Below are 23,238 nucleotides of genomic sequence, written 5' to 3'. Positions count from 1 at the left end.
ACAAACTACAACTTACGTGGCCTGTAGCGGTACGCGAACACCTTATCCACAGAAGCACCAACAGACTTTGGGGGCAACTTGGACAGTGCTGTGGAAAACCACCTCAAACCTTCACAAATCGGGGTTTCCAGGGTTTTTAGCCGGTAAAAAAACCAAATAGATCACATTTTGATCAATTCGGTGAAAGCCTTGATTAATAAGGGCTTCAGCCGAGAGCGAACATGTTATCCACAGAAGCGCCAACAGACTATGGGGGCAAGTCGGACCGGAGAAATGCACAGGAGCAGCGAAAAACCCAAGTAAAAACCGTCAGTTAGCTTGGTTATTTTTCGTACAGAGGGCTGGAGGGCTTGATTCACAGGGGGTGTGGACAACCGCGAACAGGTTATCCACAGACGGGTCAACAGGGATTGTGGGTAAGCCACATTTCCTTGTAGGAGCGAGCTTGCTCGCGAAGAACCTGAGGGCGCCGCGTCAAATCGGGCACGTTGCGTTATCGTTAACGTTCTTCGCGAGCAAGCTCGCTCCTACAAGGTTCAGCGAACCACACCTTCCTCAACCAACAACTTGAGGATGGCTTCGGCGCCCGCTTCCGGGCTCAGGCCCTTGAGCACTTGCCCACCGCCGCCACTGGCCTTGGCCGTGGCGGCTTTCATGCGATCAGCACCGCTCTTGGCCTTAATCACCTTGAGGCGCTTGGGGCGCGGCTTGGCCGGTTGCAGCACGGCGCCTGTGAATAACTCGTCTTGTTCGATTTCGACTTCATGGGCCGCCAGCTCACCGCGCTGCGCTGGGCCGTACGCACTCTGCCGAGGCTTGGGCGCGGCGTTATCCACTGTCGCCAGAAACGGCAGGCGCACCTTCAGGCGTCGCCGCTGGCCGCGTGGCAAGGCTTGCAGCACATGGGCCACGCCGCCGTCGATGGACTCGACCTGCGCCAGCCCGACAATCAGCGGCCAACCCAATTTCTCGGCCAGCAGGTACGGCAGCATGCCCGAGCCTTCACCGGTTTCGGCCTGGCTGCCGGCAAGCACCACCTGGGCACCGGCGTCGCGCAGGTATTCGCTGAGCACGGGCAAGGCATCGCTGCCCGCCGGTTGCTCCAGCACGTGCAACTGCGGCAACCCCATGCCCAGGTAGCTGCGCAAAGTGGGTTCGGCGATGTTGCCGGCGTGCAGCACCTGCAACTTATCCCCAGCCATTTGCAGGCCGAGTTCCACTGCGCGCGCGTCTTGTTCGGCGCGGCGCGGACGCCCAGAGGTCGGGTGGGCGCCGATGGACACCAGGCTGATTACATTCGTCGTCATGGCCATCTCCTTAAGCTGCATCGCGCTTGGCGCCGTTGCGGTAGGCCTCGACCGCAACGATCAAGGCTTGCAGAATCGCGGCGCTTTCGCCGATGACCGAGAGATCGGCCCGCTTGATCATGTCGCAACCAGGGTCGAGGTTGATCGCCACCACCTTGTCGCAGGCACCGATGCCTTGCAGGTGCTGGATCGCACCGGAAATACCCACAGCCACGTAGACCCGCGCCGTGACCCAGGTGCCGCTGGCGCCGACCTGGCGATCACGCGCCATGAAGCCGTCGTCCACCGCCACCCGCGAGGCGCCTTCGGTGGCGCCCAAGGCCGCCGCGGTCTGGTGGAACAAGGCCCAGTCCTTCACGCCGTTGCCGCCGGAGAAAATGAATTCCGCTTCGGCCATGGGAATCGCCGCCGGGTCCACCGCCACTGCACCGAGGTCTTCGATGCGCGGCAGGCTGCGTGCCAGGGCTGTGGATAACTCCACGGGCAGCACTTCATGCCGTGTCTCACTGACAGGATCGGCGCATTCAGCGGCGGCCAGAATCAGGCGTGGCAGCGGGCGGGCCAAGTCTTCCTGGCCCGCACCGGCGCGGCCGATGCACTCGTCGCCCTTGATCTGCCAAACCCGCGTAGCCGGGCGTTCCTTGAGGCTGGCGGCAAACCGTCGACCCAGTTCGCCACCACCGCTGCGGCTGTCGGGCAGCAACCAGTGGCGCGGGTTGAACTGGTTATCCACAGCACGCAAACCCTGCACGCGTTGCTCCGGTGAATAACCGTCGAACTCGTGACCTTCCAGCACCAGCAGGCGATCGACGCCTGCGGTGGCGAACGTGCCTTCCTTGTGTTCGCCAAACACCACCGCCAGCACCGCACCGTCGCTGCCTGCCAATTGCCGGGCCAGCCCGAGCAAGTCGCGGTCGTGGCTGCTCAAGCGGCCACCGACCATGTCCGGCACCACGTTGATGTAGAACGCAGGCGCCGCCACCTGATGCAGTGGCAACTGCACTTCCACTGCCGCCGTACGCTTGGCAGCGCCGCCCTGTTGGGCGCCGCTGCGGTCGATACGCTTGATGCCATTGGGGCCGATGAAACCGATACCATGGACGTTCTTGCGGATCACGCCGTTGGGGCCCATCCAACTGTGTAGTACCGGTTGCAGCGCTGCGTGCAATGGGTGCAGACGGTTGCGGGCGATCCACTCAGCGCGTGGGTCGCGCCGGATAATGTCGCTCATTAGTGCACCTCCGCAGGTTCACGCTTGATAGGGGTTTTGGCCGGTGCGGCGTCTTCCAGCAAGGCGTCGGCCACCAGTTCGGCGATGTCCTTGATCAGTGGACGCGGCTCAACCACGCCTTCGAGCATCGCCGTGCATTGCGGGCAACCCACCGCCACCAGCTCGGCGCCGGTTTCGCGGATGTCGTCCATGCGCATATCCGGGATACGTTGCTTTCCGGGAATGTCGGTGATCGGCGCACCGCCCCCGCCACCGCAGCAGCGTGAACGGAAGCCCGAGCGTTGCATCTCCTTGACCTCGATGCCCAACGCCCGCAGCACTTGGCGCGGCGCCTCGTACTCGCCGTTGTATCGGCCCAGGTAGCAAGGGTCGTGATAGGTCACGCTGTTGCCCTTGTGCTGGCCTAGGTTCAGCGCGCCTTCGCCGATCAACTCGGCCATGAACGTACTGTGGTGCTGCACCAGGTAGTTGCCGTTGAAGGCGCCGTATTCGTTTTTCAGCACATGGAAGCTGTGCGGATCGCAGGTGACGATGCGCTTGAAGCTGTATTTGGCCAGAGTCTGAATATTGCGCGAAGCCAGCAACTGGAAGGTCGCTTCATCGCCAAGACGACGGGCCACGTCGCCGCTGTCACGCTCTTCCAGGCCCAGCACCGCGAAGTCGACTTTGGCGGCTTTGAGCACTTTGACGAAGGCGCGCAGGGTACGTTGGTTACGCATGTCAAAGGCACCGTCACCGACCCAGAACAGCACGTCGGCGCTGCCTTTTTCGCTGAGCAGCGGCAGGTTCAGGTCTGCCGCCCAGTTCAGGCGACCACCCGGTGCGAAACCGCCCGGGTTGTCGGTGGCGATCAGGTTTTCCAGGACTTCCGCGCCTTTGTTCGGCGTGGCGCCTTTTTCCAGGGTGAGGTGGCGGCGCATGTCGACGATTGCGTCCACGTGCTCGATCATCATCGGGCACTCTTCCACGCAAGCGCGGCAGGTGGTGCAGGACCACAGGGTCTCGGCGTCCACCAGGCCGTTGACGATCGGTTGATGCGGGTTGCCGCTGTGTTCGCCCACCGGTTTGCCGGGATAGGGGCTACCGGCGAACTTGGCATCGGTGCCACCGGCCAGGCCGACCACCATGTCCTGGATCAGCTTTTTCGGGTTCAGCGGCTGGCCAGCGGCGAACGCCGGGCACGCGGCTTCGCACTTGCCGCACTGCACACAGGCGTCGAAACCCAGCAGTTGGTTCCAGGTGAAATCCTTGGGTTTCTCCACGCCCAGCGGCGCGGATTTATCGCTGAGGTCCAGCGGTTTCAAGCCGGTGGAACGGCCGCCGCCAAAGCGCTCGGCGCGACGGTGCCAGGCCAGGTGCAAGGCACCGGCGAAAGCGTGTTTCATCGGGCCGCCCCAGGTCATGCCGAAGAACATCTCGGACACGCCCCACAGCACGCCCACGCTGAGCAACGCGGCGAGCAACCAGCCGCCGAAGTCCGCCGGGAGGATTCCGGCCACCGGCAGGGTCACCAGGAAGAAACTCACCGAGAACGCCATCAGGCTTTTCGGCAGGCGCATCCATGGGCCTTTCGAAAGACGTGCAGGCGGATTGCGACGACGCAGGTAAACGAAGGTGGCGCCGACAAACATCAGCACCGAGGCCAGCAGCAAGGCGTAACCAAGGATGCGATTCTGCAGGCCGAAGCCGTGGACCAGAATGGCGAGCAACGCCGACAGCACAAAACCCAGCGCGGTGGCGACGTGGGTGTTGGCGATGTATTTGTCGCGGGCGACCACGTGGTGCAGGTCGACCATGTAGCGTTTGGGCATGGCGAGCAAGCCGCCCAAAAGGTCGACCTTGGATGCGCGGCCACGGCGCCACATGTTCACCCGGCGCAGGGTGCCGAGGACGGCAAGGCCCAGGGCGGCGAACAAGAGAATAGGCAGCAAGGTGTTCAACATGGTGAAGCTCCCGCAAGGCTCCTGTAGGAGCGAGCTTGCTCGCGAAGGTCGTCAACGATTACGCGTCCATCCTGGATGAACACGTTGTCCTGGCGTTTTTCGCGAGCAAGCTCGCTCCTACAGGAAGGTTGCCTAGAAATCCTTGCACAAGCGCAGGGCGTCATAGATCGCAGCGTGGGTATTACGCTGCGCCACACAGTCACCGATGCGGAACAGCAAGTACCCATCACCCGCCTCGCTCAGGCACGGCTGCGGCTTGATGGCGAACAAGGCTTCGACGTCGATCTGGCCCTTGTTGCGCGAGCCTTCCTTGAGTGCGTAGTAGATGGCTTCATCCGGGCGCACGCCGTTCTCGACGACCACCTGGTCCACCACCCGCTCCTCTTTGGCGCCGGTGTATTCGTTCTCCAGCACCGCCACCAGCTTGTCGCCTTCGCGGTAGACCTTTTCCAGCATCATGTCGCCGGTCATGATCACTTCCTTCGGGTACATGCTGCGGTAGTAGGTCGGGAACGACGTACCGCCGATGGCCACGCCCGGCTTGATGTCGTCGGTGACGATCTCAACCTGGCTGCCTTTGTCCGCGAGGAAATCCGCCACCGACATGCCGGTGAATTCGCAGATGGTGTCGTACACCAGCACGTTCTTGCCCGGCGCGACTTTGCCGTCGAGCACGTCCCAACTGCTCACCACCAAGCCTTCGGCTGCGCCCCAGTGTTCGTTCTGTTCCACGTTCGGATGTCCGCCTACCGCCAGCACCACCACATCCGGACGTACGTCCAGGATAGTGTCGGCATCGGCGGCCACGCCCAGGCGCAGGTCGACCTTCAACCGCGCCAGTTCCAGTTGGTACCAGCGGGTGATACCGGCGATCTGGTCACGCTGCGGCGCCTTGGACGCCGTGGTGATCTGCCCACCGATAAACTCTTTCTTTTCGAACAGGGTCACGTCATGGCCGCGCTCGGCCGCTACGCGTGCAGCCTCCATCCCGGCCGGGCCGGCACCGACCACCACCACCTTGCGTTTGACGCCGGTGGTTTTTTCGATGATGTGCGGCACGCCCATGTATTCACGAGAGGTCGCGGCGTTCTGGATGCACAGCACGTCCAACCCTTGGTACTGGCGGTCGATGCAGTAGTTGGCGCCGACGCACTGCTTGATTTGGTCGATCTGGCCCATCTTGATCTTGGCGATCAGGTGCGGGTCGGCGATGTGCGCACGGGTCATGCCGACCATGTCCACATAGCCGCCCTCGAGGATGCGCGTGGCCTGGTTCGGGTCCTTGATGTTCTGCGCGTGCAGCACCGGAACCTTGACCACTTCCTTGATGCCGGCCGCCAAATGCAGGAACGGCTCCGGTGGATAACTCATGTTGGGGATCACGTTGGCCAGGGTGTTGTGCGTGTCGCAACCCGAGCCCACCACGCCGATGAAATCCAGCATGCCGGTGTCGTCGTAATACTTGGCGATCTGCTTCATGTCTTCATGGGACAGGCCGTCCGGGTGGAACTCGTCACCGCACAGGCGCATGCCTACGCAGAAGTCGTCACCGACCTCGGCGCGTACGGCTTTCAATACTTCCAGGCCGAACTTCATGCGGCCTTCGAAGGTGCCGCCCCACTCGTCGGTACGCTTGTTGACCCGTGGGCTCCAGAACTGGTCGATCATGTGCTGGTGCACGGCGGACAGTTCCACACCGTCCAGGCCACCGGCCTTGGCACGTTTGGCGGCGCTGGCGTAGTTACCGATCACGCGCCAGATTTCTTCCGGCTCGATGGTCTTGCAGGTCGCACGGTGCACCGGCTCACGCACGCCGGACGGCGACATCAGCGTCGGCCAGTTGAAGCCGTCCCAACGCGAGCGACGGCCCATGTGGGTAATCTGGATCATGATCTTGGCGCCATGCTTGTGCATGGCGTCGGCCAGGTTCTGGAAGTGCGGGATGATGCGGTCGGTGGACAGGTTGACCGAACTCCACCATTCCTGCGGGCTGTCGATAGCCACAACAGAGGACCCGCCGCAGATCGCCAGGCCGATACCGCCCTTGGCCTTCTCTTCGTAGTACTTCACATAGCGGTCAGTGGTCATGCCGCCGTCGGTCGCGTAGACCTCGGCGTGGGCGGTGCTGAGCACGCGGTTGCGGATGGTCAGTTTGCCGATCTGGATCGGCTGGAACATTGCTTCGAAAGCCATGGCACGGTCCTCGGCTTACAACGGCTTGACGGTGAACAGGCCGTCATCGTGGCCCTCTTCGGAGCCTCCGTAGACTTGTTCGGCGACAGTGCGGATCTGGCTGCCGCGCGCTTGCAGAATCTGATCCATGGCACCGGCAAACCAGCCAGTGAACATGTAGTCGACTTTGCGCCCGACCTTGCCGTACACGTACACAAAGGCGGAGTGTTCCAGCTTGACGCTGCAGGTGCCCTTGTCGAGGTCGATGTCCTGGATCTTGAACAGGCCCCAGCCCCGTTGCGACAGGCGCTTCATGTAGTGCTCAAACACCGCGACGCCTTCCAGGCCGTGGCATTCAGCTTCTTTTTCACACCAGTGCCAGGCGGACTTGTAGCCGGCCTTGTAGAGGATTTCAGCGTAGGCATCGGCGCCCAGTACTTCTTCGATACCGATGTGGTTGTTGACGAAGAAATGGCGCGGCACGTACAGCATCGGCAGGGCGTCGGAGGTCCAGACACCGGTTTCGCTGTCGACTTCGATAGGCAATTGCGGGGCGATCTTGGCCATGGAAACTTAACTCCAGAAAAATTCTTGTTAATGCCCCCGGCGCGAACGGCCGGGGGAAAAGATGCGTTGGCGGTGGCTTATTCGCCCCAGACGTCTTTCAAGACGTTGACCCAGTTTTCGCCCATGATCTTGCGTACCACGCGCTCGGGGTGGCCGCGCTTGAGCAGGGTCTCGGTGAGATTGGGGAATTCGCCCACGGTGCGGATGCCCAGCGGGTTGATGATCTTGCCGAAACTGGTCAGGCGGCGGGCGTAGCCCTTGTCATGGGTCAGCATTTCGAAGAAATCCTGGCCATGGCCCTGGGTGAAGTCGGTGCCGATGCCGATGGCGTCTTCGCCGACGATGTTCATGGTGTATTCGATGGCTTCGGCGTAGTCGTCGATGGTCGAATCGATGCCTTTGGCCAGGAACGGCGCGAACATGGTCACGCCGACAAAACCACCGTGGTCGGCGATGAACTTGAGCTCTTCATCGGACTTGTTGCGCGGGTGCTCTTTAAGGCCGGACGGCAGGCAGTGGGAGTAGCACACCGGTTTCTTCGATTCGAGGATGACTTCTTCGCTGGTTTTGGAGCCGACGTGGGACAAGTCGCACATGATGCCGACGCGGTTCATCTCAGCAACGATTTCACGGCCGAAACCCGACAGGCCGCCATCACGTTCGTAGCAACCGGTGCCGACCAGGTTCTGGGTGTTGTAGCACATCTGCACCACACCGACGCCGAGCTGCTTGAAGATCTCCACATAGCCAAGCTGGTCTTCAAAGGCATGGGCGTTCTGGAAGCCGAAGATGATGCCGGTCTTGCCCTGCTCCTTGGCGCGGCGGATGTCGGCGGTGGTTTTCACCGGGATCACCAGGTCGCTGTTTTCACGGATCAGGGTCTGGCTGGCCACGATATTGTTGATGGTGGCCTGGAACCCTTCCCACACCGACACGGTGCAGTTGGCGGCAGTGAGACCGCCTTTGCGCATGTCCTCGAACAGGTCGCGGTTCCACTTGGCAATAATCAGCCCGTCGATAACGATGCTGTCGGCGTGCAATTCGGCTGGGCTCATCAGGCGTCCCCTTATTGGCGATTCATGCGCCGAATCGTCTGCCGGCGCTTTGGGGCCAGCATATGCCCAGGGGCCGACAGAGCCGGGTGCAAAAACGACAGGGGAATTGCCGAAAGCGTCAATCCGCGACAAAGGCTGCTATGACGCGTCTGACTGGCGACTGTTCTTTGTCTTACGCTTGAGCCAGAATTCCCGCATCACCTGATATGAGACGGCGCAATGAAATCGATTTTCCTGGCTTTGGCACTCATCGCAACCGGCGTCCACGCGGCCGAAGACACCGACAGCACGCCGTGCGACGGCATTGAAAACGACAAGCAAACCCTGGAATGCGCCTCCTATAACAAAACGACTGCCGAGCAACTGCTCAAGGATAACTATCAGGGCCTGCTGGAACGCATGGCTTCCACCTATGGCAGCGACAAGACCAAGCTGGCGGACATTACCGCTCGTCTGAAGGATGCCCAGCAGAAGTGGGAAAAGTTACGCGATGCCGACTGCGCCGTGGACACCTTCCCGGCGGTGAACGGCACCAAGGCGTATGCGATTGCGCAGAATGATTGTTTGGCACGGATGAGTGATGAGCGGTCGGAGTTTTTGGAGTCGATCGGGCAGGAGTGACGGCTAGAAGGCTTTCCCGATTGAGTTGAAGGCCATTTGCACGCGATCCCGCTGGGCTTTGTCGATATTGAGGTCAGCGCAATGCTGGTTCCACTGCGATAGGGCCTCCAACGTCTGCTCGATGTAGAGGTCAGGCTCAAGAAAGCTGAAGGGCGCACAGACCTTCTTGATTACCGTACGTGATGGCTGACCTGCGCCTGCAAAAGCGCTGGTGTGCTCATTCCCCCGACCGCTGGTATTGGCAAACGTCAGGTCGTAGGCCGGCGCCATCTGCCAGCCTGCCGATGAGCCAAAGAACGAGAAGTTTTTTGCATGATCGTCACGGTTGTGGGCCAGCGCGTTGAACACCATCAGCCGCGCCATTTTTTCTACATCCCTGGCGTTTTTGGTGATGGTGAAGGTCAGGCGCAACAGGTCACCATAATCCAGGCTCGGCATACGGAAGTCGGCATACAGAATCGCCGCGGCGGTGAGCATATGTCGCTTTGTAAGACCCACGCGATCAAAACGCCGTGTGACGAAAAACCGCTCTATTGCGGTAGCTGTCTCTATCTCAAGTAACGCTGAGTCAGAGATTTCGACCCCCGCCATACGGGCCGTCATAGCGTAGGCCTGTTCGATAGCGCCACTGTCACGATGCTCTTCCTGGCTACGGAATTTGATCAACCAGTGTTCATAACCTTCCGGCATCTCACCAAATGAAGAGACAGCTTGCGTCTTGTCGGATGAAAGCCCAATGACTGCCTTAGGACGTGCCCCCCCGGGGGAGCCACCCGCGAGGCGCAGTGATTCAATCACCTCTTTCGCTTCACCGGACAGCACCGCCTGTGAAGCCTGGTAAAGGGAGGCCAGGTCAAGTTCGTGCTGCTCTGGCCCCTTTTCGAACACCGGTTTGTACTCCAGCGCCCCCATACCCCGATTACCCATATAGGCGAGCCGGTCCAATGGGCCAATCGCGCGGCGCTCAATGCCCAATTGCGTGCGAAAGAAACGGTCCATCAACAAGAGCCCCCAACCATCGGGCAGCGAATCGCTGAACACCCCTTGCAGGCCACCAAACATCAGGGTGTCTGCCGCCAACTGAGGCGCGGAAGAAAAGTCCATGTACAACGGCGCCAGGTTGAAGCCGTTAGCCAGCCAACTCGGATCATACGAAAAATAAATGCCCCGGCCAGGCGCATCTACCAGCTCTCCCACTCGTGAACCCTGCAACATCACGTGCAGTGCAGAAACTTTTTTCATCGACGTCCTCGCAGCCTGGTTTGGCTTTTCAGTTCCTGAAGACTGAGTGGTGGCGGTGCACTGAACAGATTCGCCATTTGCTCCCCTACTCCCAGACTCATCGCGATCAGTAACAAAGCATCCAGTGACACCTTGCCGGTCGTTTCAAACCGCTTGAGTGTGGATTCAGCCACTCCGGACTGGGCTGCCAAGGCTCGGCGAGAAAGGTTTTTGCTCAGCCGCAAAGCCTTGGCATTACCGGCGATCTGCAAGGCAATCTCGCCAGGGGCGTAGAGAATATGAGTAAGGGCCATGGTTCGACCTCGAATGAGTGTTGCCAAGTGTAGCAGGCACGAAATAATCAGATTAAACAATGGATACCAGGTTATCCAATAAACGATGAAAAATCCTATAACGGATAATATATAGCCCTTTATATCAAAAAGTCCTTAACCTGATTTGCAGCATCTTTGACCCCCATCGAAAGGTAAGCGACCATCTGCGCCATCTCACCTCCTTCAAGGCCAAACCATGAAAACCTGCGGCATCGAAATCAAAGGCAGCGAAGCCATCATCGCCGTCGCCTCCCTGGACAACCAGGCGCTGAGCCACGTTGCCCTGCCGACCAAGAAAATCGCCCTGGACGACGACGATGAAGCGGCCAACGTCAAAGCCTTCGCCGCTCAAGTGAAAACGTTCGTACAGGAAAACGGCATCACCCGAATCGCCATCAAGAAGCGCAGCAAGAAGGGTGAATTCGCCGGCGGCCCGACCACGTTCAAGATTGAAGGGGTGTTTCAGTTGCTGGACGGTGTTGAAGTGACGCTGCTGTCGCCGCAGACCATTAATGCGCAGAACAAGAAGCACAATTTTGATCTGCCCGCGACACTGAACAAGTACCAGCACGAAGCCTACAAAGCGGCGTGCTCGGCCCTGTTAAAGAAATAAGCCACACACAACCCTTGTAGGAGCCGGCTTGCCAGCGATAGCGGTGTGTCAGCCAACAGATACAGGGCTGACTGGACGCCATCGCCGGCAAGCTGGCTCCTACAGTGTTGTGGCGTTTTTGCGTTTTTGCCGCAACCAGTCACCAAAGGTCTTGTCCTCCAGGGCATACCCTCCCCGGCTCGACTTCCACACCATTTCCTTGTCACGCAGGGCATCGATGCAGGCCTGAATCGTCTGGGTACCTGGCACCACATCGCTGCCCATCTCTTCCAACGCTTTGCTGACCGCCGTGAGGGTGTTGTCGGTGAACGGCGCGAAGGGTTCGTTCGTTCGCGAGCGCTCCACCATCACTTCCAGCACGGCACGCTGGGGAATGGTGAGCGTGTTCCAAGCGCTTTCGAATTCGGTCCACACACCTGCGCGCAACAATTCGGCTCGGCTGTGCAGCAGTTGGCCCAAATTGCTCGCCTCGCCCAGCTCCAGCGCCACTTCACCAATGATCGTGCGCAACATCTCGGGGCGACGCCCCACCAATTCAAAAGCCTCATCAATATCGGCCGCATTGAATTGGTTGGTCTTGGCCAGATGCGCGTTGAGGTGCGCGGTATAGGCTTGTGTGAACGCCTTACCCAGCAGCGGAAACGGCGTGATGCTGGAGCCGAAGAATGGCTGGCTTTTGCCCAGAACCAAATGGGCCAGCTTGTCGCGATTGGAGCCGGTGAACACCAGATGCAAACCGCTGCCGTCCTCGTCACGCCCCTGGTTGAGCTGATCCCGGGCGGCCTTCAGCGCAAACATCGCATTGATGCCTGAATCGCTGGTCAAGGCGTGCTGCGCTTCGTCAATCACCAAGACCACGGGTTTTTCCGCCGCGTGGTGGAGCAACTCCAAGGCCTGGGTCAACGTCGCGCCGACGGGCAATTGAGGCTTGCTGAAATCCCAGGACAGCGTGCGCAGAAAGCTCAGTTTCTCGATCCCAAGGTTCTTGGCGAGCTTGCGAATGCCCTTTTCATAGGGAACCAGCGCTGCGGCGATGGCGCTGGCAATCAACTCCGCGGGGTCTTTTTCTTTGTCAGCCCACAGATCGACGTACACCGCCAGCCACCCGCGAAGCTGACACTCCGGGATCAGGTCTTCGCGCAAAAAAGTACTTTTGCCCGTGCGACGCGGCGCCGCGAGAAACAGGCCAGAGGTGAAATCCTGGATACCGGCCCCCACCAGACCATCGGCAATACTGGTTGCCAGCGTGGGACGGCGGAATACAAAGCCGCTGTGCTTGGACATGGTTTTATACTCAATTATAGAAATGACTATAAATTATAGTCGCGAGTATAATTGACTATAATTGGCCGTCAAACAACCTCTCGTCGCCTATCCTCCCGTGGACACTTGGCAAACCGTGCCCGATAACTGCGGGTGAAATACGACGGCGACTCAAACCCGCAGGCAATACTCACTTCCAACACACTCATGTCGCTTTGACGTAAGAGCTGCCGGGCTTTTTCCAGGCGCAGGCCGAGGTAGAAGTTACTGGGGGTGTCGTTCAGGTGTAGACGGAACAGGCGCTCCAGTTGGCGACGTGTCACTTTGATCGCCTCAGCCAGGGCCAATGTGCTCAGGGGCGGCTCAGTGTGCTGCTCCATCTCGCCGATCACTTGCACCAGCTTCTTGTTGTTGATGCCGTAGCGTGTGGCGATCTGCATGCGCTGGTGGTCTTTGCGTGGGCGGATGCGGCCGAGCACGAATTGTTCGGAGACCTGGATCGCCAGTTCGGGGCCGTGGGCCTGGGCGATCAGGTCGAGCATCAGGTCGATGGAGGCTGTGCCGCCAGCGCAGGTGATGCGACGACGGTCGATCTCGAACAGTTCCTGGGTCACGGTGAGCTGTGGATAAGACTCCTTGAAGGCGTCGATGGCTTCCCAGTGCAAGGTCAGGCGGTGGCCGTCGAGCAGGCCCGCTTCGGCGAGGACGCAGGCGCCGGTGTCGATGGCGCCGAGGGTCACGCCGTCGTGGTCGAGGCGGCGCAGCCAGTGTTCCAGCGCGGGGGTAGCAAATTGCAGCGGTTCGAAGCCTGCGACCACCAGCAAGGTCGCGCCTTTCTTCAGCGGTTCCAACGCGGCGTCGGCGTTGACCGACATGCCATTGCTCGCCAGCACCGCGCCGCCATCGGCACTCAACACATGCCAGCGGTACAGCTCGCCACGAAAGCGATTGGCCACCCGCAGCGGTTCCAGCGCGGAGATAAAGCCGATGGCCGAGAAGCCCGGCATCAGCAGAAAGTAGAAATCCTGGGACATGGTGGCGCTCTCGTCGGACGGGCAGCGTGGCACTGTGATACTCCCGTTCTCGGGTGGATTCAAGGGGGCAGGTCGCTGCAGTGCAAGAGCTGGTCGCCGCCGTGCGTTTTGTCGCCCCCAAAGCTACGTAACTTGGCTCCACGGTGCACAAAGACACCGGACCCCACAATAACGACCTGCCGAGGGATCCACCATGAACCGACTGATCAGCCGCTGTGTGCTTGCACTCAGCGCCAGCGCCATCTTGAGCACGAACGTACTGGCTGCCGACGCGGCATCTTGCCAGAACGTGCGCATGGGCGTGGTGAACTGGACCGACGTAATCGCCACCAGCGCCATGACTCAAGTGTTGCTCGACGGCCTCGGCTACAAGACCAAACAGACCAGCGCCTCCCAGCAAATCATCTTCGCCGGCATCCGCGACCAGCGTCTGGACTTGTTCCTGGGCTACTGGAACCCGCTGATGACCCAGACCATCACGCCCTTCGTCGACGCCAAGCAAGTCAAGGTCCTCGATAAGCCCAGCCTGGAAGACGCGCGCGCCACCCTCGCCGTGCCGACTTACCTGGCGGACAAGGGCCTGAAAACCTTCGCCGACATCGCCAAGTTCGAAAAAGAGCTGGGCGGCAAGATCTACGGCATCGAGCCAGGCTCGGGCGCCAACACCCAGATCAAGGCAATGATCGCCAAGAACCAGTTCGGCCTGGGCAAGTTCCAGCTGGTCGAGTCCAGTGAAGCCGGCATGCTCGCCGCCGTCGACCGCGCGGTGCGCCGCAAGGAAGCCGTGGTGTTCTTCGGCTGGGCACCGCACCCGATGAACGTCAACGTCGCCATGACCTACCTCACCGGCAGCGACGACGCCCTGGGCCCGAACGAAGGCATGGCCACCGTGTGGAGCGTCACCGCGCCGAACTACGCCGAGCAGTGCCCGAACGTGCACAAACTGCTGACCAACCTCACCTTCACCGCCGCCGACGAGAGCCGGATGATGCAGCCGTTGCTGGATCACAAGGACGCCATCGAGTCCGCCAAGCAGTGGCTCAAGGATCACCCGCAAGACCAGGCGCGCTGGCTGGAAGGGGTGACTACCTTCGACGGCAAGCCGGCCGCGGCCAACCTGCAACTGACCAGCAAATAACCTTTTCTGAACCACCGTTTCGCAGCTCAACCGGGCTGCGAACGGCACCACCACGCCTGTAAGGAACCGCCTAATGAACCACGACGTCATCATCACCTGCGCACTCACCGGTGCTGGCGACACGACCAGCCGCAGCCCACACGTGCCGGTCACCCCCAAACAAATCGCCGCCGCCGCCGTGGAAGCTGCCAAGGCCGGCGCCACCGTTGTGCACTGCCATGTGCGCGACCCTGAAACCGGCAAGTTCAGCCGCGACGTCGCCCTGTACCGCGAAGTGATGGAGCGCATCCGCGAGGCTGACATCGACATCATCGTCAACCTCACTGCCGGCATGGGCGGCGACCTGGAGATCGGCGGCGGCGAGAACCCGATGGAGTTCGGCCCCAACACCGACCTGGTCGGCCCGTTGACCCGCCTGGCTCACGTCGAAGCGTTGCTGCCGGAAATCTGCACCCTGGACTGCGGCACCCTCAACTTTGGCGATGGCGACACCATTTACGTGTCTACCCCGGCGCAACTGCGGGCTGGCGCCAAGCGCATCCAGGAACTGGGCGTGAAGGCCGAGCTGGAAATCTTCGACACCGGCCACCTATGGTTCGCCAAGCAGATGATCAAGGAAGGCCTGCTCGACAACCCGTTGTTCCAACTGTGCCTGGGCATCCCATGGGGCGCACCGGCAGACACCACCACCATGAAAGCCATGGTCGACAACCTGCCGGCCGACGCGGTGTGGGCGGGCTTTGGTATCGGCCGTATGCAAATGCCGATGGCGGCGCAAGCGGTGCTGCTGGGCGGCAACGTGCGGGTCGGCCTGGAAGACAACCTGTGGCTGGACAAAGGCGTGCTCGCCACCAACGGCCAGTTGGTGGAGCGCGCCAGTGAAATCCTCAGCCGTCTGGGTGCACGGGTCATGACCCCGGCCGAGGGCCGAATCAAGATGGGTTTGACCAAGCGCGGTTGATTGCAGCCACCACTATTTTAGGAATTTGCCATGAGCTTTATCACCGAAATCAAAACCTTCGCCGCCTTGGGCAGCGGTGTCATCGGCAGCGGCTGGGTGTCCCGCGCCCTGGCCCATGGCCTGGATGTAATCGCTTGGGACCCGGCGCCCGGTGCCGAAGCCGCACTGCGCAAACGCGTCGCCAACGCCTGGGGCGCTCTGGAAAAACAAGGCCTGGCGCCGGGCGCGTCCCAGGATCGCCTGCGCTTTGTCGCCACCATTGAAGAGTGTGTGAAAGACGCCGACTTCATCCAGGAAAGCGCCCCGGAACGCCTGGAGCTGAAACTCGACCTGCACAGCAAGATCAGCGCTGCGGCCAAACCGAATGCGTTGATTGGGTCGAGCACGTCCGGCCTGTTGCCGAGCGAGTTCTACGAGGGCTCGACCCACCCTGAGCGGTGCGTGGTCGGCCACCCGTTCAACCCGGTTTACCTGCTGCCGCTGGTGGAAGTGGTCGGCGGCAAGAACACCGCGCCAGAGGCAATCCAGGCCGCGATCAAGGTGTACGAATCCCTCGGCATGCGCCCCCTGCATGTGCGCAAGGAGGTCCCAGGCTTTATCGCTGACCGTCTCCTCGAAGCGCTGTGGCGTGAAGCCCTGCATCTGGTCAATGACGGCGTGGCCACCACCGGCGAAATCGACGACGCGATCCGCTTTGGCGCGGGCTTGCGCTGGTCGTTCATGGGCACGTTCCTGACCTACACCCTGGCAGGCGGCGACGCCGGCATGCGCCACTTCATGGCGCAGTTCGGCCCGGCGCTGCAATTGCCGTGGACCTACCTGCCGGCGCCGGAGCTGACCGACAAGCTGATCGACGATGTAGTCGACGGCACCAGCGATCAACTGGGCAAACACAGCATTTCGGCGCTGGAGCGCTATCGTGATGATTGCCTGCTGGCGGTGCTGGAGGCGGTGAAAACCACCAAAGCCAAGCACGGCATGACTTTCGCCGAATAACGGAACTCCTGACATGCCCGCACTCACCACCTACACCACCCAGGTCCACCCCGACTGGGTGGACTACAACGGCCACCTGCGCGACGCGTTCTACTTGCTGATCTTCAGCTACGCCACCGACGCGCTGATGGACACCCTGGGCCTGGACAGTGAGAACCGCGAAGCCAGCGGCCATTCGCTGTTCACCCTGGAGCTGCATCTCAATTACCTGCACGAAGTGAAACTCGGTGCCGACGTGGAGGTGCATACCCAACTGATCGCCTTTGATGCCAAGCGCCTGCACCTCTATCACAGCCTGCATTTAGTGGGCGATGAAAAGGAGCTGGCGGGCAACGAGCAGATGCTGCTGCACGTTGATCTGGCCGGCCCGAATTCGGCGCCGTTCACCGAGGCCACGCTGGAAAAACTTACGGCTATCAGTGCGGAACAGGCTGACTTGCCGCGCCCCGCCCTGCTTGGCCGAGTGATTGGACTGCCCCCTAAAAAACCATAAGGAGCCACCATGCAAACCGCCGCCGCTGTCGCCGATTTCCGTACCTACCCGAAGATCTGCGACATCGCGGACGTGCGGGTGCTGGAAGATCAACTCCTTGTGCATTGGGCCGATGGGCGGGTCAGCCCGTTTCATCATCAATGGCTGCGGGACAACTGCCCCTGTGCAGAATGCGTGTACAGCGTGACCCGCGAACAAGTACTGGAGATTGTCGACGTGGACGCCAATCTCAAGGCTGCGTCGGCCCGTCTTGATCAAGGCAATCTGTGGGTGGAATGGAGCGGCGATCACCGCAGCCAGTACGATCCCGGCTGGCTGCGGGCTCATGCCTATGACGACGAATCCCGTGCCGAACGCCGTGCGGCAAAGCCCCATTCGCAGCTGTGGGACCGTCACTTCCAACTGCCGGTGTTTGACTACTCGGCGGTCATGGAGGACCCGAACACGCTGTTGCAATGGCTGCTGGCGCTGCGCGATGGCGGCCTGACGCAAATCCGAGGCGTCCCAATCGAGCCCGGCTCGCTGGCGCTGATCGCCAAGCGCATATCCTTCATCCGCGAGAGCAACTTCGGTGTGCTGTTCAATGTGCAATCCAAGGCCGATGCCGACAGCAATGCCTACACCGCTTTCAACCTGCCCTTGCACACCGATCTGCCCACGCGGGAGCTGCAACCGGGCCTGCAATTCCTGCATTGCCTGGTGAACGATGCCAGCGGCGGCGAGAGCATTTTTGTCGATGGGTTTGCTATCGCCCATGCGTTGCGCACAGAAGACCCCGAAGCGTTTCGCGCACTGTGTGAAATACCCGTGGAGTTCCGCAACAAGGACCGTCACAGCGACTATCGCCGCCTGGCACCGATCATTGCACTGGATGCGCTGGGGGATGTGGCGGAGATTCGCATGGCCAATTTTTTGCGTGGGCCTTTCGAGACCAGCGTTGCACAGATGCCGCTGCTGTATCGCGCGTATCGACGTTTTATCGCCATGACGCGGGAAGATCGCTTTCGTGTGGTCAAGCGCTTGAATCCGGGGGAGCTGTGGTGCTTCGACAACCGCCGCACCTTGCATGCACGTAATGCTTTTGATCCCACTTCGGGGGCGCGGCATTTTCAGGGGTGCTATATCGACCGGGATGAATTGCTCTCGCGCATCCTGGTGTTGCAGCGCTAGACCGTGGCGCGGCTATCGCCGGCAAGCCGGCTCCTACATTTGGAATGCGTTGCCCTGTAGGAGCCGGCTTGCCGGCGATGGCGTCCGTGTAATCAGCACAAATCCCAGGTAAAAAAAGCCCCGATCCAGCCGTGACTGGATCGGGGCAGAGTGCCTTGTGTGAGCGTTACATCCTGAGGGTGACCAAACCTTCAAGCTGAGTGCTTGAGTTCAGTGTGCCCATTAATGCGTTCGGTAAATGGCCCGAAAACGACCTGCTCATAGCCATCTGAGGCATTCGTGCAATCTGCCCTTGCCGACCCCTCGGGCGGCTACCAGAATCAAGGTCAAACCCCGTTCCCTTCACCAGGATAAACGTCATGATGCACGCGGATTTGATTGACCAGGATGACCTGCTGGGCCAGCTTCGCTCACTGGGTTTTGAAGTGTCCAGCGGCGCCACCGCCGAACAGGCCTGCGAGTGCGCGGTGCGTGGTTTGAGCCCGGCGCGAGCCAAGGCGCTCAAGGGCATGGTTGAGCAGATGTACACCGGCAGTGCGACGATTCTGCCGGCGGTGCGGCAGGCGATCGATAAGCAGTTGTTGCCGGCGTTGGTGCAGTTCAAACAGAACTCCGGCGCCTGAATAGATCACTGTGGCGAGCGGGCTTGCCCCGCGTTGGAGTGCGAAGCGCTCCCAAGATTTTGGGGCCGCTTCGCAGCCCAGCGGGAGCAAGCTCCCTCGCCACAAAAGCCCAGTGTTAGAGCCGTACGCTCGCGAAAGTCGACTCATTACGCGCCTGACTCAACGCCGACATCGGCCCCGACAACGGTGACAACACCAGCGCCTGCGGAATCGGCATCATCGCCACTTGCTGGGTGGTGTTGGAACCCACACGCTCATCCCGTGGCGGAATGCCGAAGTATTCGCGGTAGCACTTGGAGAAGTGCGGCGTGGAGACAAACCCGCACACCGACGCCACTTCGATGATCGACATCGGCGTTTGCTTGAGCAACTGCCGTGCACGGATCAGGCGCAGCTTGAGGTAGTAACGTGACGGCGAACAATGCAGGTATTTCTGGAACAGGCGCTCCAACTGGCGACGCGACACGGCGACGTACACCGCCAATTCGTCCAGGTCGATCGGCTCTTCCAGGTTGGCTTCCATCAGCGCGACGATTTCCTGCAGCTTCGGCTGGTTGGTGCCGAGCATGTGCTTGAGCGGCACACGCTGGTGATCCTGTTCGTTGCGGATGCGTTCGTACACAAACATCTCGGAGATGGCGGCCGACAGTTCACGGCCGTGGTCGCGGCTGATCAGGTGCAGCATCATGTCCAGTGGCGCGGTGCCGCCGGAGCTGGTGAAACGGTTGCGGTCGAGAGTGAACAGGCGTGTGCTCATGGCCACGCGGGGGAAGGCTTCCTGCATCGAGGCCAGGCATTCCCAGTGCACGCTGCAATCAAACCCATCGAGCAAACCGGCGCAGGCCAAGGCCCAACTGCCGGTGCACACCGCGCCAAGGCGACGGGACTGACGCGCCTGGCTTTGCAGCCACGACACATGTTCACGGGTAACGGTGCGCTGGATACCCACGCCGCCGCACACGATCACGGTGTCCAGGGCTGGGGCTTTGTGCATGGAAGCATCGGGGGTGATTTGCAGACCGTCGCTGGCCCACACCTGGTTTCCGTCGACGCTCAAGGTCGTCCAGCGATACAGCTCGCGGCCGGAGAGCTGGTTGGCCATGCGCAGGGGTTCGACTGCGGAGGCCAGGGAAATCAGCGTGAAATTGTCCAGCAGCAAAAAGCCGATGGATTGAGGCGCACGGTTCTGGGGTTGGGCCCCGGAGTTGAACGACGTCATCGCGGTATCTCCTCACACAAAGCGGGTGATGGCCTCAGGCGAGGCTCTTGTTATTGCGCTCTTCATCCAGCGAGGAGAGAGGCTTTGAATTGATAGAGCAAATGCCATGCCTAAAATTGAATGGCCGTCCAATAACTCCTAAAAACGACCTGATGACGCGTCTAGATAAGCCCGCGCCGCGAGTACGGATATAGCCGAAATCAGCCGTAGGAAGGAGTCTGCCCACGGGCCGTGAGCAGATCGGTAGCACTTGTGGGAAGGCGCTTTGCGGGTGTGGGAGAAGTCTGTCACCCCAAGCACGGGTAACCGGTGGTCAGGAGGGAAATCGTTCGGTAGCTACTTATCTGTTTGCGACGCGCCAAAAGGTGGCGTGCTCGTCGGGTGATGTTCAATGTAGGAGCGAGCTTGCTCGCGAAGGTGGTTAACGATAACGCGGGCATTTTGGAGGGACGCGGCGCTCTCCGGTTCTTCGCGAGCAAGCTCGCTCCTACAGAAGGATGGGGTCAGCTCAACATTCGACGGCGCTGACCGCCAACCCACCCCGCGATGTCTCTTTGTACTTGTCATGCATATCCGCCCCGGTATCGCGCATGGTGCGGATCACCCGGTCCAGGGAGATGAAGTGCTGGCCGTCCCCCCGCAGCGCCATTTGCGCCGCGTTGATCGCCTTCACCGCCGCGATTGCATTGCGCTCGATACACGGCACTTGCACCAGCCCGCCTACGGGGTCGCAGGTGAGGCCGAGGTTATGTTCCAGGCCGATTTCAGCGGCGTTGCACAGCTGCTCCGGCGTGGCGCCAAGGATCTCAGCCAAACCAGCAGCCGCCATCGCGCAGGCCGAACCCACTTCACCCTGGCAACCGACTTCGGCACCGGAGATCGAGGCGTTCTTCTTGCACAGGATCCCCACCGCCGCCGCACCGAGCAGGTAGTCGACCACGTTGGCTTCGGTGACTTCCTCGCTGAATTTCATGAAGTAGTGCAGTACCGCCGGGATGATCCCCGCCGCGCCGTTGGTGGGCGCGGTCACCATGCGCCCACCGGCGGCGTTTTCCTCGTTGACTGCCAGGGCGAACAGGTTGACCCACTCCATGGCACTCAAGGTCGAGCCGATCACGTTCGGCTTACCCAACTCTTGCAGGCTGCGATGCAACTTGGCGGCGCGGCGGCGCACGTTCAGGCCGCCAGGCAGGATGCCTTCGTGCTTGAGGCCCTGCTCCACGCAATCCTGCATGGCGCGCCAGAGTTTCATCAGGCCGCTGCGGATTTCTTCTTCGGAGCGCCAGGTTTTTTCGTTAGCCAGCATCAATTCGGCGACGCGCAGGTTGTGGGTCTTGCACAACTGCAACAGTTCGACCGCGCTGGAAAAATCGTAAGGCAACTCGGTGCGGTCCATATCGGCCACACCGCTCTGCGCCTGGGCTTCATCCACCACGAAACCGCCACCCACTGAATAGTAGGTGTCGCGGTGCAGTTCGCCGTTATCGCCGTGCACCACCAGTGTCATGGCGTTGGGGTGGAACGGCAGGTTTTCGTCGAGCAGGCGCATGTCCCGCGCCCAGACGAAAGGCACCGCCAAACGCCCGTCCAGCAACAAGGTGTCGGTCTCGCGCAGGGTGTGAATGCGCAGGCCGATTTGCGATGGATCGATCGCGTCCGGCCATTCGCCCATCAGGCCCATGATGGTCGCGGTATCGCTGCCGTGGCCGATGCCGGTGGCGGACAAGGAGCCGTAGAGCTGAACTTCGACGCGCCGCACTTGTTCCAACAGTTCACGTTCACGCAAGCCTTGAACGAATAACGCCGCGGCGCGCATGGGGCCGACGGTGTGAGAACTCGAAGGCCCGATGCCGATCTTGAACAGGTCGAAAACACTGATAGCCATTGCCGTGGAACTCCTCGATAAGCACGGGCCAGCTGCTACGCTCAAATCGCCCAGATGGCGGCATCATCAGCCTTTTGTTCGTCATCACGGCGTCTCACACCGACGTAACCATGCTCACCAGCGTCGCTTGCGTACGATCACCTGTTTTGGCCGTTTTTAGCGGTGCAGATAGACGAAAACTGCAGTTTCGCCTTAAGAAAAATCTGTAAGCGACGTCACCGACACTGGATACGACCATCCCTGTACTGGATACGACGCCCCCTGTAGGCGTCAGATTTTCACTGGTACATGATCAGTCTCGACTCGTTTGCAAGGCACCGTGCCAGAGCTGTTGTCGCACGCACCAACCGCAACACCTATAAAGCGCGGCGAATGCCGCCAGAAAAAACACAGGAGTCTACCCAGATGAAAGGTTCACCCCAGTTGTTGTTGGCCGCCATGCTGAGTCTGCCAGTCCTGGCACACGCTGCAGAACCGGAACAGTGCAAGACCGTCAACTTCTCCGATGTCGGCTGGACCGACATCACCGTCACCACCGCGACCACCAGCGAAATCCTCAAGGGCCTGGGCTACAAGCCGCGCACCACGATGATTTCCGTACCAGTGACCTACAAGTCCCTGGCCGACGGCAAGAACATGGACATCTTCCTCGGCAACTGGATGCCGACCATGGAAAACGACATCAAGCAGTACCGTGATGCCGGCACCGTGGAAACCGTGCGCGCCAACCTGGAGAACGCCAAGTACACCCTGGCCGTCCCGGAAGCGCTGTACAACAAGGGCCTCAAGGACTTCGCCGACATCGCCAAATTCAAGGATGAGCTGGGTGGCAAGATCTACGGCATCGAGCCGGGCAATGACGGCAACCGCACCATCCAGACCCTGATCGACAAAGACGCCTTCGGCCTGAAAGCCGCGGGCTTCAAAGTGGTTGAGTCCAGCGAAGCCGGCATGCTCTCCCAGGTCGAACGCGCCACCAAGCGCGACCAGGCCATCGTGTTCCTTGGCTGGGAACCGCACCCGATGAACACCCGCTTCAAGATGAAGTACCTGACTGGCGGTGACGACTCGTTCGGCCCCAACTACGGCCAGGCCACCATCTACACCAACACCCGCAAGGGTTATACCCAGGAATGCAGCAACGTCGGCCAGTTGCTGAAAAACCTGGTGTTCACCTTGGACATGGAAAGCACCCTGATGGGTAAAGTCCTGGACGACAAACAAAAGCCTGACGCCGCCGCCAAGGCCTGGCTGAAAGCCAACCCGCAAGTCCTCGACACCTGGCTCGCCGGTGTCACCACCGTAGATGGCAAACCAGGACTCGACGCCGTTAAAGCCTACCTCGCCAAGTAATGTTGTCCCCGGGGCGGTGCGCTGCCTCGGGATGTTTT

At 60.6% G+C, this 23,238-nt stretch carries 21 protein-coding genes and 1 pseudogene; 10 read left to right on the top strand and 12 right to left on the bottom strand.

Going from position 1 to position 23,238, the window contains the following annotated elements:
* Positions 1–536: 536 nt before the first annotated feature.
* From etfB to HX868_RS09565, 6 genes are all read right to left on the bottom strand, one after another.
* Positions 537–1,307, bottom strand: a complete 771-nt coding sequence (gene etfB / locus HX868_RS09590) for an electron transfer flavoprotein subunit beta (RefSeq protein WP_177002669.1) — start codon at positions 1,305–1,307, stop codon at positions 537–539.
* Positions 1,308–1,317: 10 nt separating this feature from the next.
* The gene (etfA, locus tag HX868_RS09585; protein ID WP_177002668.1) at positions 1,318–2,538 is read right to left on the bottom strand and encodes an electron transfer flavoprotein subunit alpha; all 1,221 of its coding nucleotides are present in this window, start codon (positions 2,536–2,538) and stop codon (positions 1,318–1,320) included.
* Positions 2,538–4,481, bottom strand: coding sequence for a dimethylglycine demethylation protein DgcB (gene dgcB / locus HX868_RS09580; RefSeq protein WP_177002667.1), 1,944 nt, complete (start codon positions 4,479–4,481; stop codon positions 2,538–2,540). The genes etfA and dgcB overlap by 1 nt, the downstream gene beginning before the upstream one ends.
* 132 nt (positions 4,482–4,613) lie before the next feature.
* On the bottom strand, positions 4,614–6,674 hold the full coding sequence (dgcA, locus tag HX868_RS09575; RefSeq protein WP_016977794.1) for a dimethylglycine demethylation protein DgcA: 2,061 nt from the start codon (positions 6,672–6,674) through the stop codon (positions 4,614–4,616).
* A gap of 15 nt (positions 6,675–6,689) precedes the next feature.
* Positions 6,690–7,220 (bottom strand): DUF5943 domain-containing protein, encoded by a 531-nt coding sequence (locus HX868_RS09570; protein ID WP_033898043.1) that lies wholly within the window; start codon positions 7,218–7,220, stop codon positions 6,690–6,692.
* A 77-nt stretch (positions 7,221–7,297) separates the two neighbouring features.
* Positions 7,298–8,275, bottom strand: coding sequence for a dipeptidase (locus tag HX868_RS09565; RefSeq protein WP_005792153.1), 978 nt, complete (start codon positions 8,273–8,275; stop codon positions 7,298–7,300).
* A 219-nt stretch (positions 8,276–8,494) separates the two neighbouring features.
* On the opposite strand from HX868_RS09565, the gene HX868_RS09560 reads away from it, so the two are divergent.
* Positions 8,495–8,896: a lysozyme inhibitor LprI family protein gene (locus HX868_RS09560; RefSeq protein ID WP_016977792.1), complete on the top strand. Its 402-nt coding sequence runs from the start codon at positions 8,495–8,497 to the stop codon at positions 8,894–8,896.
* Positions 8,897–8,899: 3 nt separating this feature from the next.
* On the opposite strand, the gene HX868_RS09555 is transcribed toward HX868_RS09560, so the two are convergent.
* Positions 8,900–10,138: a type II toxin-antitoxin system HipA family toxin gene (locus HX868_RS09555; protein WP_177002666.1), complete on the bottom strand. Its 1,239-nt coding sequence runs from the start codon at positions 10,136–10,138 to the stop codon at positions 8,900–8,902.
* On the bottom strand, positions 10,135–10,431 hold the full coding sequence (locus HX868_RS09550; protein WP_033898040.1) for a helix-turn-helix domain-containing protein: 297 nt from the start codon (positions 10,429–10,431) through the stop codon (positions 10,135–10,137). Before HX868_RS09550 ends, HX868_RS09555 begins: the two co-directional genes overlap by 4 nt.
* 217 nt (positions 10,432–10,648) lie before the next feature.
* Here HX868_RS09550 and HX868_RS09545 point away from each other — a divergent pair, with 217 nt between their 5' ends.
* Entirely contained in the window at positions 10,649–11,065 is a 417-nt protein-coding gene (locus HX868_RS09545; protein WP_177002665.1) for a DUF3010 family protein, read from the top strand.
* Positions 11,066–11,164: 99 nt separating this feature from the next.
* Here HX868_RS09545 and HX868_RS09540 read toward each other — a convergent pair whose 3' ends face one another.
* Positions 11,165–12,349: an AAA family ATPase gene (locus HX868_RS09540; RefSeq protein WP_177002664.1), complete on the bottom strand. Its 1,185-nt coding sequence runs from the start codon at positions 12,347–12,349 to the stop codon at positions 11,165–11,167.
* 68 nt (positions 12,350–12,417) lie between these two features.
* Positions 12,418–13,362, bottom strand: a complete 945-nt coding sequence (locus HX868_RS09535) for a GlxA family transcriptional regulator (RefSeq protein WP_016977789.1) — start codon at positions 13,360–13,362, stop codon at positions 12,418–12,420.
* A gap of 193 nt (positions 13,363–13,555) precedes the next feature.
* On the opposite strand from HX868_RS09535, the gene HX868_RS09530 reads away from it, so the two are divergent.
* The 6 genes from HX868_RS09530 (at position 13,556) to HX868_RS09505 (ending at position 18,743) form a co-directional block, all read left to right on the top strand.
* The gene (locus tag HX868_RS09530; RefSeq protein WP_028618234.1) at positions 13,556–14,500 is read left to right on the top strand and encodes a choline ABC transporter substrate-binding protein; all 945 of its coding nucleotides are present in this window, start codon (positions 13,556–13,558) and stop codon (positions 14,498–14,500) included.
* 73 nt (positions 14,501–14,573) lie between these two features.
* Positions 14,574–15,461 (top strand): 3-dehydrocarnitine:acetyl-CoA trimethylamine transferase CdhC, encoded by an 888-nt coding sequence (gene cdhC, locus HX868_RS09525; RefSeq protein ID WP_177002663.1) that lies wholly within the window; start codon positions 14,574–14,576, stop codon positions 15,459–15,461.
* 30 nt (positions 15,462–15,491) lie between these two features.
* Positions 15,492–16,457, top strand: coding sequence for an L-carnitine dehydrogenase (locus HX868_RS09520; RefSeq protein ID WP_177002662.1), 966 nt, complete (start codon positions 15,492–15,494; stop codon positions 16,455–16,457).
* A 13-nt stretch (positions 16,458–16,470) separates the two neighbouring features.
* Positions 16,471–16,950 carry a thioesterase family protein gene (locus tag HX868_RS09515; protein WP_177002661.1) on the top strand — a complete coding sequence of 160 codons (480 nt, stop codon included), beginning with the start codon at positions 16,471–16,473 and terminating at the stop codon, positions 16,948–16,950.
* 9 nt (positions 16,951–16,959) lie between these two features.
* Positions 16,960–18,120 (top strand): gamma-butyrobetaine dioxygenase, encoded by a 1,161-nt coding sequence (locus tag HX868_RS09510; RefSeq protein WP_177002660.1) that lies wholly within the window; start codon positions 16,960–16,962, stop codon positions 18,118–18,120.
* Between the two features lie 359 nt (positions 18,121–18,479).
* Positions 18,480–18,743: a hypothetical protein gene (locus HX868_RS09505; RefSeq protein WP_028618238.1), complete on the top strand. Its 264-nt coding sequence runs from the start codon at positions 18,480–18,482 to the stop codon at positions 18,741–18,743.
* 115 nt (positions 18,744–18,858) lie between these two features.
* Here the strand turns inward: HX868_RS09505 and gbdR are convergent, their stop codons facing one another.
* On the bottom strand, positions 18,859–19,962 hold the full coding sequence (gene gbdR, locus HX868_RS09500) for a choline metabolism transcriptional regulator GbdR (protein ID WP_005792167.1): 1,104 nt from the start codon (positions 19,960–19,962) through the stop codon (positions 18,859–18,861).
* Positions 19,963–20,346: 384 nt separating this feature from the next.
* Here gbdR and HX868_RS30710 point away from each other — a divergent pair.
* Positions 20,347–20,454, top strand: a pseudogene (locus tag HX868_RS30710) (outer membrane lipoprotein carrier protein LolA); the annotation flags it as partial.
* A 16-nt stretch (positions 20,455–20,470) separates the two neighbouring features.
* Here HX868_RS30710 and HX868_RS09495 read toward each other — a convergent pair.
* Complete coding sequence (locus HX868_RS09495; RefSeq protein WP_177002659.1) at positions 20,471–21,847, bottom strand: L-serine ammonia-lyase; 1,377 nt, start codon at positions 21,845–21,847, stop codon at positions 20,471–20,473.
* Between the two features lie 405 nt (positions 21,848–22,252).
* Between HX868_RS09495 and HX868_RS09490 the strand changes: the two genes are divergently transcribed.
* On the top strand, positions 22,253–23,200 hold the full coding sequence (locus HX868_RS09490) for a choline ABC transporter substrate-binding protein (protein ID WP_177002658.1): 948 nt from the start codon (positions 22,253–22,255) through the stop codon (positions 23,198–23,200).
* The last annotated feature ends 38 nt before the right edge of the window (positions 23,201–23,238 follow it).

This window comes from Pseudomonas reactans, from assembly GCF_013385825.1.
Taxonomy (GTDB): domain Bacteria; phylum Pseudomonadota; class Gammaproteobacteria; order Pseudomonadales; family Pseudomonadaceae; genus Aquipseudomonas; species Aquipseudomonas reactans.
Note: the sequence above shows the minus strand (reverse complement) of the source record. Positions and strands in the feature narration are given on the sequence as shown.

Bases quoted from the DNA above. Each gene is read 5' to 3' on its own strand.
- HX868_RS09510 (WP_177002660.1), top strand. From the start codon at position 16,960: ATGCAAACCGCCGCCGCTGTCGCCGATTTCCGTACCTACCCGAAGATC.
- HX868_RS09495 (WP_177002659.1), bottom strand. From the start codon at position 21,847: ATGGCTATCAGTGTTTTCGACCTGTTCAAGATCGGCATCGGGCCTTCG.
- HX868_RS09545 (WP_177002665.1), top strand. From the start codon at position 10,649: ATGAAAACCTGCGGCATCGAAATCAAAGGCAGCGAAGCCATCATCGCC.
- gbdR (WP_005792167.1), bottom strand. From the start codon at position 19,962: ATGACGTCGTTCAACTCCGGGGCCCAACCCCAGAACCGTGCGCCTCAA.
- etfA (WP_177002668.1), bottom strand. From the start codon at position 2,538: ATGAGCGACATTATCCGGCGCGACCCACGCGCTGAGTGGATCGCCCGC.
- dgcB (WP_177002667.1), bottom strand. From the start codon at position 4,481: ATGTTGAACACCTTGCTGCCTATTCTCTTGTTCGCCGCCCTGGGCCTT.
- HX868_RS09570 (WP_033898043.1), bottom strand. From the start codon at position 7,220: ATGGCCAAGATCGCCCCGCAATTGCCTATCGAAGTCGACAGCGAAACC.
- HX868_RS09540 (WP_177002664.1), bottom strand. From the start codon at position 12,349: ATGTCCAAGCACAGCGGCTTTGTATTCCGCCGTCCCACGCTGGCAACC.
- HX868_RS09555 (WP_177002666.1), bottom strand. From the start codon at position 10,138: ATGAAAAAAGTTTCTGCACTGCACGTGATGTTGCAGGGTTCACGAGTG.
- HX868_RS09550 (WP_033898040.1), bottom strand. From the start codon at position 10,431: ATGGCCCTTACTCATATTCTCTACGCCCCTGGCGAGATTGCCTTGCAG.
- cdhC (WP_177002663.1), top strand. From the start codon at position 14,574: ATGAACCACGACGTCATCATCACCTGCGCACTCACCGGTGCTGGCGAC.
- HX868_RS09535 (WP_016977789.1), bottom strand. From the start codon at position 13,362: ATGTCCCAGGATTTCTACTTTCTGCTGATGCCGGGCTTCTCGGCCATC.
- HX868_RS09515 (WP_177002661.1), top strand. From the start codon at position 16,471: ATGCCCGCACTCACCACCTACACCACCCAGGTCCACCCCGACTGGGTG.
- HX868_RS09560 (WP_016977792.1), top strand. From the start codon at position 8,495: ATGAAATCGATTTTCCTGGCTTTGGCACTCATCGCAACCGGCGTCCAC.
- HX868_RS09490 (WP_177002658.1), top strand. From the start codon at position 22,253: ATGAAAGGTTCACCCCAGTTGTTGTTGGCCGCCATGCTGAGTCTGCCA.
- HX868_RS09505 (WP_028618238.1), top strand. From the start codon at position 18,480: ATGATGCACGCGGATTTGATTGACCAGGATGACCTGCTGGGCCAGCTT.
- HX868_RS09520 (WP_177002662.1), top strand. From the start codon at position 15,492: ATGAGCTTTATCACCGAAATCAAAACCTTCGCCGCCTTGGGCAGCGGT.
- dgcA (WP_016977794.1), bottom strand. From the start codon at position 6,674: ATGGCTTTCGAAGCAATGTTCCAGCCGATCCAGATCGGCAAACTGACC.
- etfB (WP_177002669.1), bottom strand. From the start codon at position 1,307: ATGACGACGAATGTAATCAGCCTGGTGTCCATCGGCGCCCACCCGACC.
- HX868_RS09565 (WP_005792153.1), bottom strand. From the start codon at position 8,275: ATGAGCCCAGCCGAATTGCACGCCGACAGCATCGTTATCGACGGGCTG.
- HX868_RS09530 (WP_028618234.1), top strand. From the start codon at position 13,556: ATGAACCGACTGATCAGCCGCTGTGTGCTTGCACTCAGCGCCAGCGCC.